Source organism: Pseudonocardia aurantiaca, assembly GCF_039526725.1.
Classification (GTDB): domain Bacteria; phylum Actinomycetota; class Actinomycetes; order Mycobacteriales; family Pseudonocardiaceae; genus Pseudonocardia; species Pseudonocardia aurantiaca.
This window is the reverse complement of the sequence record NZ_BAAAJG010000011.1, coordinates 119,431-133,306: the sequence shown is the minus strand read 5'-3', so window position 1 is coordinate 133,306 and position 13,876 is coordinate 119,431. Positions and strand designations below refer to the sequence as shown.

At 70.6% G+C, this 13,876-nt stretch carries 14 protein-coding genes; 9 read left to right on the top strand and 5 right to left on the bottom strand.

What is annotated here, in order from left to right:
• Window position 1 precedes the first annotated feature (1 nt).
• From ABD143_RS18425 to ABD143_RS18390, 8 genes are read left to right on the top strand one after another with little or no spacing between them, the layout of a single operon-like run.
• Window positions 2-1,000 (top strand): DnaJ C-terminal domain-containing protein, encoded by a 999-nt coding sequence (locus ABD143_RS18425; protein WP_343979510.1) that lies wholly within the window; start codon window positions 2-4, stop codon window positions 998-1,000.
• Entirely contained in the window at window positions 997-1,386 is a 390-nt protein-coding gene (locus ABD143_RS18420; protein WP_343979508.1) for a chaperone modulator CbpM, read from the top strand. Before ABD143_RS18425 ends, ABD143_RS18420 begins: the two co-directional genes overlap by 4 nt.
• Window positions 1,377-4,001, top strand: a complete 2,625-nt coding sequence (gene clpB / locus ABD143_RS18415; RefSeq protein ID WP_343979506.1) for an ATP-dependent chaperone ClpB — start codon at window positions 1,377-1,379, stop codon at window positions 3,999-4,001. The genes ABD143_RS18420 and clpB overlap by 10 nt, the downstream gene beginning before the upstream one ends.
• The gene (gene trxA, locus ABD143_RS18410; RefSeq protein WP_343979503.1) at window positions 3,998-4,462 is read left to right on the top strand and encodes a thioredoxin; all 465 of its coding nucleotides are present in this window, start codon (window positions 3,998-4,000) and stop codon (window positions 4,460-4,462) included. Before clpB ends, trxA begins: the two co-directional genes overlap by 4 nt.
• Window positions 4,459-4,617, top strand: coding sequence for a hypothetical protein (locus ABD143_RS18405; RefSeq protein WP_343979500.1), 159 nt, complete (start codon window positions 4,459-4,461; stop codon window positions 4,615-4,617). Before trxA ends, ABD143_RS18405 begins: the two co-directional genes overlap by 4 nt.
• Window positions 4,614-4,895 (top strand): UBP-type zinc finger domain-containing protein, encoded by a 282-nt coding sequence (locus tag ABD143_RS18400; protein WP_379659861.1) that lies wholly within the window; start codon window positions 4,614-4,616, stop codon window positions 4,893-4,895. The genes ABD143_RS18405 and ABD143_RS18400 overlap by 4 nt, the downstream gene beginning before the upstream one ends.
• Entirely contained in the window at window positions 4,892-6,607 is a 1,716-nt protein-coding gene (locus ABD143_RS18395) for an FAD-dependent oxidoreductase (RefSeq protein WP_343979497.1), read from the top strand. Before ABD143_RS18400 ends, ABD143_RS18395 begins: the two co-directional genes overlap by 4 nt.
• Window positions 6,608-6,630: 23 nt before the next feature.
• On the top strand, window positions 6,631-7,092 hold the full coding sequence (locus tag ABD143_RS18390) for a DUF1931 family protein (RefSeq protein WP_343979494.1): 462 nt from the start codon (window positions 6,631-6,633) through the stop codon (window positions 7,090-7,092).
• Here the strand turns inward: ABD143_RS18390 and ABD143_RS18385 are convergent.
• The 4 genes from ABD143_RS18385 to ABD143_RS18370 all read right to left on the bottom strand — a co-directional run bounded on the left by ABD143_RS18385 (window position 7,006) and on the right by ABD143_RS18370 (window position 10,156).
• The gene (locus ABD143_RS18385) at window positions 7,006-8,049 is read right to left on the bottom strand and encodes an MFS transporter (protein ID WP_343979491.1); all 1,044 of its coding nucleotides are present in this window, start codon (window positions 8,047-8,049) and stop codon (window positions 7,006-7,008) included. The two genes, ABD143_RS18390 and ABD143_RS18385, sit on opposite strands and share 87 nt — an antisense overlap.
• Window positions 7,974-8,717, bottom strand: a complete 744-nt coding sequence (locus ABD143_RS18380) for an MFS transporter (RefSeq protein WP_343979488.1) — start codon at window positions 8,715-8,717, stop codon at window positions 7,974-7,976. Before ABD143_RS18380 ends, ABD143_RS18385 begins: the two co-directional genes overlap by 76 nt.
• Before the next feature lie 9 nt (window positions 8,718-8,726).
• The gene (locus ABD143_RS18375) at window positions 8,727-9,623 is read right to left on the bottom strand and encodes a SigB/SigF/SigG family RNA polymerase sigma factor (protein WP_343979484.1); all 897 of its coding nucleotides are present in this window, start codon (window positions 9,621-9,623) and stop codon (window positions 8,727-8,729) included.
• A 155-nt stretch (window positions 9,624-9,778) separates the two neighbouring features.
• Entirely contained in the window at window positions 9,779-10,156 is a 378-nt protein-coding gene (locus ABD143_RS18370; RefSeq protein ID WP_343979481.1) for a DUF2267 domain-containing protein, read from the bottom strand.
• Between the two features lie 1,262 nt (window positions 10,157-11,418).
• Between ABD143_RS18370 and ABD143_RS18365 the strand changes: the two genes are divergently transcribed.
• The gene (locus ABD143_RS18365; RefSeq protein WP_343979478.1) at window positions 11,419-12,570 is read left to right on the top strand and encodes a glutathione-independent formaldehyde dehydrogenase; all 1,152 of its coding nucleotides are present in this window, start codon (window positions 11,419-11,421) and stop codon (window positions 12,568-12,570) included.
• Window positions 12,571-12,648: 78 nt separating this feature from the next.
• Here ABD143_RS18365 and ppk2 read toward each other — a convergent pair whose 3' ends face one another.
• Window positions 12,649-13,542 carry a polyphosphate kinase 2 gene (ppk2, locus tag ABD143_RS18360; protein ID WP_343980287.1) on the bottom strand — a complete coding sequence of 298 codons (894 nt, stop codon included), beginning with the start codon at window positions 13,540-13,542 and terminating at the stop codon, window positions 12,649-12,651.
• Between the last annotated feature and the right edge of the window lie 334 nt (window positions 13,543-13,876).

Here is a 13,876-nt window from a genome sequence, read left to right as displayed (position 1 = left end):
GATGGCCCGCGACTACTACGAGACGCTCGGGGTGTCCCGTGACGCGGGCCCCGAGGAGTTGCAGCAGGCGTTCCGGCGGCTGGCCAGGCAGAACCATCCCGATGTCAACAGGGACCCGGGCGCCGAGGAGCGGTTCAAGGAGGTCAACGAGGCCTACCAGGTGCTGTCCGACCCGGAGATGCGCAAGCGCTACGACCGTTTCGGCGAGGACTTCCGACAGGTCCCGGAGGACTGGGAGGAGCGCGTCGGTGCCGGCGCGGGCCGGTCACCCTTCGGCGGCGGAGGCGGCGGCGGTCGCAGCTACACCTGGTCGACAGGTGGCGGCGACGGTCCCGACTTCGGCGGCGGTTACGGCGGGGGCTTCGGGGGCGTCGACATCGAGGACCTCCTCGGCGGGATGTTCGGCGGCGGCCGAGGCCGGGGCCGTGGAGGCCCGGTGGCGGGCGCCGACCAGGAGGCGGAGCTTTCACTCACCGTGGAGGAGGCCTACCGCGGCGGCCGCAGGCAGATCACGCTCAACGGCCCGGACGGCCCGCGGACCTACACAGTGACGATCCCGCCCGGCGTCACCGATGGCAAGCGGATCAGGCTGTCCGGCGAGGGCGGTCGTGGGATGGGCGGCGGCCAGGCAGGCGACCTCTATCTCGTCGTTCGCCTGCTGCCGCACCCCCGGTTCCGGGTCGAGGGCAAGGACATCGTGGTCGACCTGCCGCTGGCGCCCTGGGAGGGCGCCCTCGGGGCCGACGTCCCGGTCTCGACCCCCGGCGGCGAGACCAAGGTGACCGTCCCGCCGGGAACGTCCACCGGCCGGCGGCTGCGGCTGCGCGGGGAGGGCATGCCCGACCCGCGCGGCAAGCCGGGTGACCTCTACGCCGAGGTCAAGATCATGGTGCCGTCCCGGCTCACCGACAGGGAGCGCGAGCTGTTCTCCGAGCTGGCCGCGGCGTCCACATTCGATCCGCGCCGCCCCGGTTCCGACGGGAGGAGGGGAAACCGATGACCGTGCAGTACCTGCCTGTCCGCAGCCGGCGGGCGCGGGCGTCGGAACGCGGCCGGATGCGCCAGGAGGAGTTTGCCAGGCGCGTCGGGCTGCACCCCGACCTCCTCCGGCGGTTCGTCGCGCTCGGCCTGGTGCCGGCCGTGCGCGATGCCGACGGGCGTCTGTGGTTCACCACGTCGCAGGTCGCAGCAGTCGCCCGGCTGCAGCGGCTGCGGGCCGCGCTGCCGCTCAACTACGCGGCGCTCGGCCTCGTCGTCGACCTGCTCGACCGCATCACCGAACTGGAGACCGAGCTGCGCATCCGCGGGCGCACCGAACCGCTGCGCCCGCCGGCCGGCCCCGAACCCACCGACAGCGACCAGACGCGGAGCGCGCAATGGACCTGAACCGCCTGACCCAGATGTCCCAGCAGGCACTGTCGGCCGCGCAGGATCTCGCGACGCGGGCCGGCCACACCGAGGTCGACGGCGAGCACCTGCTGCTCGCGCTGCTCGACCAGACCGACGGGCTGGTACCCCGGCTGCTCGCCGCCATGGGCGTCGACGAGCGGGCCCTGCGCTCGGATCTGGAGCCCGAGCTCTCCCGCAAGCCGCGGACCACCGGTCCGGCCACCCAGCCGGGGCAGGTCACGGTCACCCAGCGGCTGGCCCGGGTGCTCGAGGCCGCCGAGCGCGAGGCCCGCCGGATGAAGGACGAGTACGTTTCGGTCGAGCACCTGCTCGTCGCGCTCGTCGAGGAGGGTTCCGCGACCGGGGCGGGGCGGGTGCTCGCCAAGCACGGCGTCACCCGCGACGCGTTCCTCTCCGCGCTGACCAGGGTGCGCGGCAACCAGCGCGTCACCTCGGCCACGCCCGAGGGAACGTACGAGGCGCTCGTGAAGTACGGCATCGACCTCGTAGAGTCGGCGCGTTCGGGCCGGCTGGACCCGGTGATCGGCCGGGACGCCGAGATCCGCCGCGTGGTGCAGATCCTGTCGCGCAAGACGAAGAACAACCCGGTGCTCATCGGTGACCCCGGCGTCGGCAAGACCGCGATCGTCGAGGGCCTGGCCCAGCGCATCGTGAACGGCGACGTGCCGGAGGGGCTGCGCGACCGGACGATCTTCGCCCTGGACATGGGCCTGCTCGTGGCCGGGGCTAAGTACCGCGGCGAGTTCGAGGAGCGGCTGCAGGCCGTGCTGGCGGAGGTCAAGGGGGCCGAGGGCCGGATCCTGCTGTTCATCGACGAGCTGCACAACGTGGTGGGGGCCGGCGCCGCGGAAGGCGCGATGGACGCCGGCAACATGCTCAAGCCGATGCTCGCTCGCGGCGAGCTGCACATGATCGGCGCGACGACGGTGCAGGAGTACCGCAAGCGCATCGAGTCCGACGCCGCGCTGGAGCGCCGCTTCCAGCCGGTCTACGTCGACGAGCCGAGCGTCGAGGACACGGTGTCGATCCTGCGCGGGCTGCGCGAGCGGCTCGAGGTCTTCCACGGCGTCCGGATCCTGGACGGGGCCCTGATCGCTGCGGCGACGCTGAGCCATCGCTATCTCACCGACCGGTTCCTGCCCGACAAGGCCATCGACCTCGTGGACGAGGCCTGCGCCCGGCTGCGCACCGAGATCGACTCCATGCCCGCCGAGCTCGACGAGATCACGCGCAAGGTGATGCGGCTGGAGATCGAGGAGGCCGCGCTCTCGAAGGAGGAGGACCCGGCGTCGATCGCCCGGCTCGACCAGCTCCGCCGCGAGCTGGCCGACCTGCGCAGCGAGGCCGACGCCATGCGCGCGCAGTGGGACGCGGAGCGCCAGGCAATCAGGCGGGTGCAGGAGCTGCGGGCGGAGCTCGAGCAGGTGCGCCGCGAGATCGAGGAGGCGGAGCGGTCCTACGACCTCAACCGGGCGGCCGAGCTGCGCTACGGCAGGCTCGCCGAGCTGGAACGCAAGCTGGAGGCGGAGGAGCAGCGGCTCTCCGAGAAGCAAGGCGAGCACTCGCTTCTGCGCGAGGTGGTCACGGCCGAGGAGATCGCCGAGATCGTCTCGGTGTGGACCGGGATTCCGGTGTCCCGGCTGACCGAGGGGGAGCGGGAGAAGCTGCTGCGCCTCGATGAGGTGCTGCACCAGCGCGTCGTCGGTCAGGACGAGGCGGTGCAGGCCGTCGCGGACGCGATCATCCGGGCCCGTTCCGGGGTCAAGGACCCCCGCCGGCCGACCGGTTCGTTCATCTTCCTGGGCCCGACCGGGGTCGGGAAGACGGAGCTGGCCAAGGCGCTGGCCGAGGCGCTGTTCGACTCCGAGGACAACATGGTCCGGATCGACATGAGCGAGTACCAGGAGCGGCACACGGTGTCGCGGCTGGTCGGTGCTCCGCCGGGGTATGTCGGCTACGAGGAGGGCGGGCAGCTCACCGAGGCCGTGCGGCGGCGGCCGTACGCCGTGGTGCTCTTCGACGAGATCGAGAAGGCGCACGCGGACGTGTTCAACACGTTGCTGCAGGTGCTCGACGACGGCCGGCTCACCGATGCGCAGGGCCGCACCGTCAACTTCCGCAACACGGTGATCATCATGACGTCGAACATCGGGTCCCAGTACCTGCTCGACGGTGTCACCCCGGACGGCCAGCTCAAGCCCGAGGCCCGGGAGCTCGTGCTGGCCGAGCTGCGGAGCCACTTCCGGCCCGAGTTCCTCAACAGGGTCGACGACACGGTGCTGTTCACCCCGCTAACCCTGGGCGAGATCGAGCACATCGTCGAGTTGATGCTCGGCGAGCTGCGCAACCGGCTCGCGGATCGCAACATCACGCTCGAGGTCGGTGAGGAGGCCCGCCGCTTCATTGCGCGCGCGGGCTACGACCCGGTCTACGGTGCCCGGCCGCTGCGCCGGTTCATCGCCCGCGAGGTGGAGACCCGCATCGCCCGCGCGTTGCTGCGTGAGGGGCTGACCGAGGGCTCGACGCTGCGGGTCGACGTCGAGGGCGATCAGATCGTCATCACCCATCACGTGGTGGGGGCGCAGACATGAGCGCCCCGGCGAAGCCGCGAACGAGTGTTGTGACCTGCCCGAACTGCGGGCGGCGCAACCGGGTGCCCGCCGCGGCCGCGGGCGTGCCGAAATGCGGGAACTGCCACAACCTCCTGCCGTGGATCGCCGACGCGGGCGACGACGACTTCGCCGAAGTCGCGGAGCGGTCCCCGGTCCCGGTGGTGGTGGACCTCTGGGCGACGTGGTGCGGGCCCTGCCGGATGGTGAGCCCCGCCCTGGAGCAGCTGGCCACCGAACGGGCCGGCGACATCAAGCTGGTGAAGGTCGAGATCGACGCCGCGCCCCGGCTGGCGCAGCGCTTCGAGGTGCGCGCCGTGCCGACGTTGCTGGTGATGCGCGACGGGGAGGTGGTCGCCCGCCAGGCCGGCGCCGCGCCGGTGCCGGCGTTACGCAACTGGCTCGACCAGGCGCTGAAACCGAACCAGGACGGCACGTCATGAGACTGCGCGATCGCCTCTGGCAGCTGCCGCTGCGGCTGCCGACCGACGCCTACATCCTCGACGCCGGGGTCTCCAAGTGGGACGTCGACGACGGGAGCCTCGGGATCGGGCTGGCGCTGCTGTTCGGGCGGGCGTCGGACGGAGGCTCGCGGTGACCGCTGACTGGGCCCCCGTCGGTCCCGACCCGCATCTGGCCTTCGTTCGCGACGACGTCGTGCCGCGCACTCCGGAGGGATGCGAGGACTGTCTGCGGATCGGATCGCCGTGGGTGCATCTGCGGCTGTGCCTGACTTGCGGGCACGTGGGATGCTGCGACTCGTCGCCGAACCGGCACGCCCGCGCGCATGCCGCCCTTGTGGGCCACCCGATCGTCCGGTCGTTCGAACCGGGCGAGAACTGGCGATGGTGCTACGTCGACGAGGCGTTGGCATGATGGCCCCTACCGCCCGAACCGGCAGCCACGGAGTCGAGGAGCTGCTCGCGAACGTGCCGCCCGACGAGACACCCGACCTCTCCGGGGGCTACCCCCGGCTCGAGGAGTCGCGGATCCGGTCCCTGGAGACACTGGGCGAACGCCGGCCCACGTCGCGCGGCGAGGTGCTCATCGCCGAGGGCGAGCCGGAGACCATCTTCTACGTGGTCCTCTCCGGCCGCGTCGCGGTGGTCGAGGCGTTCGGATGCCCCGATCAGCGGGTGGCCCGCGTGCACGGATCAGGGCGTTTCCTCGGCGAGCTCGGTGTGCTGACCGGGCAGGTCGCGTTCTTCACCACTGTCGTCGTCGACCCGGGGGAGGTGCTCGCGATCCCGGCCGACCGCCTCCGCGCGTATGCGGAGGCCGACCCCGCCTTCGGCGACGAGGTGCTGCGTGCCTACCTGATCCGGCGCTCGCTGGCCCTCGGTGAGGGGATCGGGTTCCGGATCGTCGGGTCCCGGTACTCTGCCGGCACGCGGAACCTGCGCGAGTTCGCCGCCCGCAACCGCCTCCCGCATCGGTTCGTCGACCTCGAGACCGATCCGTCGGCCGAGCGGCTGCTCCGCGAACTGGGGGTGGGCCCCGAGGACACGCCGGTCGTGCTGTACCAGAACCGGCTGCTGCGCAACCCGTCCATCGCCGAGCTGGCTGCGATGTTCTCGCTGCGGGAGCTCGACGCGAAGGAGGAGGTCTGCGACCTGGTGATCGTCGGCGCCGGACCCGCGGGGCTCGCGGCCGCGGTCTACGGGGCGTCGGAGGGGCTCGACACCGGGGTACTCGAGGCCGTCGCCGCGGGCGGGCAGGCCGCCCGGACGTCGCGGATCGAGAACTACCTCGGCTTCCCCGCCGGGATCTCCGGGGGCGAGCTCGCGGAGCGCGCGGCGCTGCAGGCCGAGAAGTTCGGTGCCAGGCGGACCGTGCCGGCGGAGGTCGTAGGCCTGGAGCAGCGCGACGGCGAGTACGCGCTGCGGCTCGCCGACGGCGGTGAGGTGCTCGGGCGCTCCGTCATCGTCGCGACCGGGGTGCGGGTCCGGAGGCTTCCGGTCCCTCGGATGGAGGAGTTCGAGGACACCTGCGTCTACTACGCGGCCACCCCGATCGAGGCCCAGCAGTGCGTCGGTGACCCGGTGGTGGTCGTCGGTGGCGGCAACTCGGCGGGACAGGCGGCCGTGTTCCTCGCCGACCATGCCGGTGAGGTCCATCTGGTGGTCCGGGAGCCCCGGCTCGACGAGCAGATGTCCCGCTACCTGGCCGACCGGATCATCCGTGATCCGCGCATCCAGGTGCACCTGCACACCGAGGTCCGGGAGCTTCAGGGCGAGAACGGCAGGCTCGGGGCCGTGGTCGTCGAGGACACCGCGACCGGGGAGCGGCAGCGCCTGCCCGCTCGCGACCTCATGGTGTTCATCGGCGGTGACCCGTGCACGTCGTGGCTCCCGGAGTCGGTGGCCCTCGACTCGGGTGGCTACATCCTGACCGGATCGGCCGCGGGCCGTGCGCGGGCCGCGGAGGAGACCGACGGACGCGACCCGTTGTTCCTCGAGACCACCCTGCCCGGCGTGTTCGCGGCGGGGGACGTCCGGAGCGGATCCATCAAGCGGGTGGCCTCGTCGGTGGGCGAGGGCGCCATGGCGGTGCGCCTGGTGCACGAGCACCTGGCGACGACACAGTGACAGATGGGCTCGGAGGAGAAGGCATGACCGACGTGACCGGCGTGACCGGGATACCGGAGTTCAAGCGGTTCTTCCGCTCGGCGGGGCGCGTCGACGTCGACAAGGACGATCTGCGGCGATTCCGCACGTTCGTCGACCAGAAGATCGACGACATCGCGATCGCCGGCCGCAACTCCGCCAGCTGGAACGGCCGGGACATCATCGCCCCGCAGGACCTGCCGATCACGAAGGGCCTGCAGGAGCGGATGCGCGAGTTCGACAAGCTCGACGAGGCCGACGAGATCCGGCAGCTGCTGCGGGGCGTGGTGCGCCGGCCCCCCGCCGACGTGACGTTCAGCGAGGAGACCGAGGACATGCTCCCCGAGGTCTTCGGGGGAATCAGCATCGCGCTGGCCCGGTCATTCCGGATCGTCGACCCCGATGTCACGAACCCGTCGACCCGGCACTGGGAGCGCGGGTTCGACCTGTTCCAGATGCTGCTCTAGGAGATCACCGTCGACTGGCCGCGGCCGTCGGCACCGACCAGTCGCGCTCCGGACGGCAACCCGTTGACGCTGACGCCGTCGGGGGGTTGCCGGACGCGGTGCCCATCGCACTGCAGTGGTCGCCTCCGCTCGACCGTGTGAACGACACCGTCCTCCTTCCGACCTCGACGTGGACGGGCTCCGCAACCCGCTACCGAAGCTGTGCTGCCGGGACGAGTTGACGGACCCGACCTGGTGCCGCCGGGACGGTACGCGCGGGCGCGCGCGGCGCAGGATCACGAGAACCGACGGGTGCTCCGGCCGGCCCACCTTCCGTCGGATCACTGCATCGCTGTTCGAGGCGGAGGACAACCCGTGAACGAATCCCAGGAGGTCGTCGTGGGTTGAGGTGCCGTCGTCGGACGCGACGCCCCATCCGGTGGGCGTCCGCAGGATCCGATGCGACCACGCGACGCACGTTCGGCTGCCCGCCGAGGCGGCCGGGTACGCGGCCGGGTACACCGTCGCGGTCCCGTTGAACGGGGCGGTCGAGGTCACGTACCGGACGGGCACGCTCGGCGCCGACTCGGGCCGGGCGGTCGTGTTCCGGCCCGAGACCGACATTACCGTGACCCACCCGATTCCGGTGACCACCATCGCGACTGCGACGAGCGGTACCGCACGCGTCGCACCAGTGACGAGCACGGCCGCGGCATACGCCAGCGTCGACGCGGCGACAACGACGCCAGGACCGACGCGCGTGCGAACCATGGGTACCACCAGCGCCCCGAGTACGGCCCCGACTCCGGCTCCCCCGAGCAGCAGTCCGTAGCCGCCCACGCCCAGCTGCAGCGGGCCCCTGGCGACGACCGGCAGGAGCGCCCAGACCGCGCTGCCGAAGATCATGAACAGCGCGGTCTGGGCGAGCACCGCGCGCAGCAGCGGTGCGTGCCGGACGTACCGGCCGCCTGTCCGCACCGCCGTGAACAACCGCTCGGCGCCCAGCGCGAGAGGTGCGACCTCACACGACGCCATGCGGCGAGAACGGCCAGCACGCCGATGAACGATGCGGCGTTGAGCGCGAACGCGGCCTCCGGGCCCGCGGCCGCGATGAGCAGCCCGCCCAGCGCCGGCCCGACGGCCCGCGCGAGGTTGCCGTTGGCCCCGTTGAGAAGCGCAGCCGCCTCGATGTTCCGGCGGCCGACGAGCTCGGGCTGTACAGCCTGAAACGACGGCACCGACAGCGCCTGCCCAACGCCCAGTGCCGCGGTCATCCCGAGAAGCAGCCCGGGACTGACGGTGCCGAGAGCAGTGAACGCTGCGAGGCAGCCGGCTGCGAGAGCCATGACGAACTGGCCGGTGAACAGCAGAACCCGCCGGTCGACGATGTCGCCGAGCGCCCCGGCGGGCACGACGAGCAGGAACACCGGCAGCGTCATCGCGGTCTGGACGAGCGCCACGGCGAGCCCGCTCTGAATCAGGTCGCCCATCAACCACTGCGCGGCGACGAGCTGCGCCCAGGTTCCGATGTTCGCGACGAACTGCGCCACCCACAATGCACGGAACACGCGGTGCCGTAGCGGCGCCCCGACGGGCAACGCGGCCGTGGGTCGGGCCGGTAGGTCTGCCGGACCGGTGGCAGTCATGCTCGAAGCTCAGGCGTCGACGGTCATGGCGCGGCGCAGCCTGGCCAGGGTCGCGGTCAGCAGGCGCGACACGTGCATCTGGGAAATGCCGACCTCACGGGCGATCTGGCTCTGGGTCATGTCCCCGAAGAACCGCATGAGGACGATCCGGCGTTCCCGCTCGGACAACGCGTCGATCAGCGGGATGAGCGACTCCCGGTTCTCAACGAGCGCGACGCCCGGGTCGAGGCTGCCCATCGCGGCGGCGAAGCGGGGCGCCCTACTGGTCTTGGCTCCGTTGCCGGCCGGTTCGTCCAGGGACATGCAGCGATATGCATTCCTCACCTGGAGGCCGTCGACGACATCGGTGACCGGGACGTCGAGGCGGTCGGCGATCTCCGTGGACGACGGGGCCCGGCCGAGTTCCTGGCTCAGCGCGGCGACGGCAGCGGGGATGGCGACGTGCAGCTCCTTGAGCCGCCGTGGCACCCGGACCATCCACAGCCGGTCGCGGAACCAGCGCAGAACCTCGCCGTTGATCGTCGGAACCGCGAAGGTCAGGAACGCGTGGCCCAGGTCGGGGTTGAAGCGGTCGACTGCATGGATCAGGCCGACCGTAGCCACCTGCTCCAGGTCCTGGAGGAGCTCGCGCCGGTGGGCGTAGCGCTGGGCGATGTGTTTGGCCACGGGCAGGTGCTCGATGATCAGCTGCTCACGCAGTTCGGCGCTGCGGCGATCCCCTGCGGGCAGCCGGGCGAGCTCGGCGAACAGCGGGGTGAGATGCGCGTACTGGTTGGTGCGCCGGCGCTCAGGCGCGGGTGATCGTCGTTCCGGGAGGCCGGGCTCCGGTTCCTGGTGCCCCGTCGGCTCGAGATCGGGTTCCCTCGGACGTGTGTCCGGGGGCGCGCAGAGGTATGTGGCGGTCATCCGGGTGATCCCCTCTCCTCGTTGCTCCACCTGGTGACGAGCATTTCTGGCCGGTGGGCCGCACACCTCGGCATAAGCGGCCGGCCAACCGTGAGAACGGGGTTATCGCGACCCACGCGCAGCGCCTTCTGCTGCCCGTGGGCGATGCCGGCCGACTAGGTCGCCGCGTCCACGAGTTCGGCGAACTCCCGGCCCAGCTGGGCCAGGACGTCGTCGAACTCGCCGGGGTCGACCGCGTCCCGGATCGTGGCGAGCACGGCGGTCACGCCCGCGCCGGCGTCCGCCTCGCTGATCCCGGTCCATCGCGCGACGCGTCGCGCGAAATCGTCGGCGCCGAAGCGTTGCGCCTCCTCCTGCGGCGGGATGAGGTCCGGCTGAAGCTCTTTCGGCATCTGAGCCTTGAGGTCCTCGGCTTCGCCGCCGCTGATTCGTTCTGCCAGCACCCGCAGGGTGGCGTGGGTCAAGGCCTCGGCCTCATCGCGCGGCAGCCCGGCGCGTCGCCCTACGGCGTTGATGAACTCCTTGTACTGCACAGGTCCTCCTGGCCCGCAGTGGTATCTCAAGATTCGGCCCACGACCTGGGAACGGGCACCGGCCTGGCCCTACCAACTCGACGGAAGAGGCATGACACGACGGGTCGGATCAGGTTCTGCGACCCAGGTGCAGGGGCTGCTGCGGGGGCGCGTTCCGCGGTTTCCGGCGCAGTCGCCCGTCGAAATGGGCGTGGGTGCCATCGGGCGAGGTTCCCGATTTGACGTTCCGATGCGTCGAGCCGACGGCGACCTGGTCGTCCGCTCCAGATCACCCGAGGATCAGCCCCGTGGAGTCACCGCCACGACAACCATCCGCATACCGGTATCGGAGGCGTACGCCTTCTGGCATATCTAGCCGAGAACCCGGACCCGCCGGTACGGATCGGTCGTGGACGGCTGCGTCAGCTGCTGGGCGAGCACCGGGTGTCGTTCCCAGCGGACCCGAACCTGGAAGGAGTCCACCGACCCGGACAAGGACGCCAAGCTGGATCGGATCGAGGAGGTGACCAGCCGGTTCCCGCACCTCTGTTTCGCGTTCTACCAGTTCGGGCCGCTCTCGATCCGGCCGTGTCACGGCAGCCCCTGGGCGCCCGAGTCGCGCCCGACCCGGCTGCCGACGACCTATACCCGCACGCACGGGATCCGCACTTCCACGGCTGCTGCAGCCTCGGAGTTGACCAGCTGTGGGTGTCCTCCGGCGCCGCAAGGGCGACGACCACACCCTCGCCGCGCTCAAGTCCATCCGGGCTGCTCGACCGGACGGCGCCCCCATCCACGTGATCATGGACAACCTGGCGGCGAACAAGACCCCCTGCGATCCGGGCGTGGGCGGCGCGCAACAAGGTCGAATTGTGCTTCACCCCGACCAACGCCTCCCGGGCCAACCCGATCGAGGCCCAGTTCGGGTCGTTGCGCACCTTCGTCATGGGCGCCTCGAACCATCCCAACCACACCGTTCTGGCCCGCGAGCAGCCGCCGCATGATCAAACACGACGAACGTAGGTGGTCAGCGCACTAGCGGGATCGATCGCCAGGCGGCGCGATCACCGTCCGGTTCCGCACGTTCGCTGCGGTCCTGATGGCGAATGCGCTGATCAACCGCACGGATCGGCTGCGCGTCGGCCGCCCACGCGGGCAGGTTGCGGTCCCGGGCTTCGTCCTCTCGGGCCGATGCGCCAGCCCTTCCGTAATGCGCACGATCGCCTCAACCGCAATGTGAGCCGATTAGGCCGTGACGTGACCCGGAAGGACGGAACTCCCGAATGAAGGCAGTCGTGTACCGCAGCCCGCGAGACGTCCGAGTGGAGCAGGTGCCGGACCCGAGGATCGAGAAACCGACCGACGCGATCGTGCGCATCACGAGCACGAACATCTGCGGTTCGGACCTGCACATGTACGAGGGCCGGACCAGCTTCGAACCGGGGCGGGTGTTCGGCCACGAGAACCTCGGCGAGGTCGTCGAGGTCGGCGACGCCGTTGAGAAGATCAAGGTCGGCGACATGGTCTCCGCGCCCTTCAACGTGAGCTGCGGGCATTGCCGCAACTGCGAGCGCCAGCTGACCAACTACTGCCTTACCGCCAACACGCCCGGCATCGCCGGGGCCGCGTACGGGTTCGCCGACATGGGCCCCTGGCAGGGCGGTCAGGCCGAGTACCTGCGCGTGCCGTGGGCCGACTTCGACGCCCTGCGGCTTCCCGAGGACGCCCGCGACCGGGAGAACGACTACGTGATGCTGTCCGACATCTTCCCGACCGGCTGGCACTCGACCGAGATGGCCGGGCTCTACCCCGGCGACACCGTGGTGATCTACGGCGCCGGCCCCGTCGGGCTGATGGCCGCGCTCTCGGCCACCCTGAAGAGCGCATCGCGGGTGTGGATCGTGGACCGGCATCCCGACCGGCTCCGGCTCGCTGAGGAGATCGGCGCCATCCCGATCGACGACTCCAAGGTCGACCCCGTCCAGTTCGTGCTGGACCAGACGAACGGATGGGGAGCCGACTGCGGGTGCGAATGCGTCGGATACCAGGCGCACGATCCAATGGGCCAGGAGCACAACAACGACACGCTCGACAAACTTGTCCGCTCGGTGAAGTTCACCGGCCGGATCGGCACGGTCGGCGTCTACGTCCCGCAGGACCCGAAGGCCCCGGACGAGTTCGAGAAGCAGGGCAAGGTCCCGTTCGACTTCGGGCTGCACTGGTTCAAAGGCCAGGCGCAGGGGGCCGGCCAGTGCCCGGTGAAGCGGTACAACCGCAACCTGCGCAGCCTCATCCACGAGAACAAGTGCACGCCATCCTGGATCGTGTCCCACGAGTTGCCACTCGAACGCGCCCCGGAAGCGTACAAGGCCTTCGACGCTCGCGAGAACGGCTGGACGAAGGTCGTCCTCAAGCCGCAGATGTCGGCGAGCTGACCCGTCGCACGACGAAGGGGCCGCACGACGAAGGCCCTCCGCGCCGCCTCTCCGCGGCCGGAGGGCCTTCTCCGGGGATCAATGCTGATCGTGACCCAGCGTGAGCGGGGGGAACCGGTGGGGCCGCTCGTCGGCCTCGAACAGAGCCATGGCGGACCCCACGATGCGCGGGTCCGGCCTCCCCACGACCTCCGCGTCCTTCTCCGGGTAGTCGAAATGGCTCAGCACGTAGCGCATGGCCTCGAGCCGGGCGCGCTTCTTGTCGTTGCCCTTGATCACGGTCCAAGGCGCGTCCGCGGTGTCGGTGTAGAAGAGCATCGCCTCCTTCGCCTCGGTGTACTCGTCCCATCTGTCGAGCGAGGCGAGGTCGGTCGGGCTGAGCTTCCACTGCCGGACGGGGTCGATCTGGCGGATGATGAACCGGGTCCGCTGCTCGCCTCGCGACACCGAGAACCAGAGCTTGATCAGATGGATGTGGCTGCGGACGAGCATGCGCTCCAGCTCGGGCACCTCGCGCAGGAACTCCATGTAGTCCCGCGGATCGGTGAAGCCCATGACCCGTTCGACGCCTGCCCGGTTGTACCAGCTGCGGTCGAACAGAACGATCTCCCCGCCCGCGGGGAGGTGGGCGATGTAGCGCTGGAAGTACCACTCCGTCGCCTCGCGTTCGGAGGGTTTGGCCAGCGCCACGACCCGGGCCCCGCGCGGGTTCAGATGCTCCATGAACCGCTTGATCGTGCTGCCCTTGCCCGCGGCGTCGCGGCCCTCGAACAGGATGACGATCTTCTGCCCGGTGTCCTTCACCCAGTACTGCAGCTTGAGCAGCTCGATCTGCAGGGGCCGCTTGAACCTGTCGTAGGTGGCCCGGGACATCCGCTCGTCGTACGGGTAACCCTCCCGCCACGTCTCGAGCGGCTCGCCGTCCGGACCGATGAGCACCGGGTCGTCGTCGGCGTCGTCGATCACCCGCATGTCGTCGATGTGCTCGAACACGTCCAGGCGGTCGCGGCCGCGCGGACCCCGGGTGCTGGCGCGGCCGACGCCGGACGTCGTCGTGCCAGCCGCGTCGTCGTCCGCCGTGTTCTTGCCGCCTCGGCCCATCACGTCCTCCTCCGAGGGGTCGGCTGCAGACGTCGAGGTACCCGGGCGGCGGCGCGCTCCCCTCCCTTGAAGTGCTCATAGCAGGCGTCTAGGAGTGCTTGGTTATGTCGTGTCTGTTGGGGTCGGGCGTCGAGTCGGGATGGGCTGCAGGCAGGTGCGGCAGGCGCCGGTCCAGACGCTGAGCAGGGTCTGGAGTTCGCGGAGT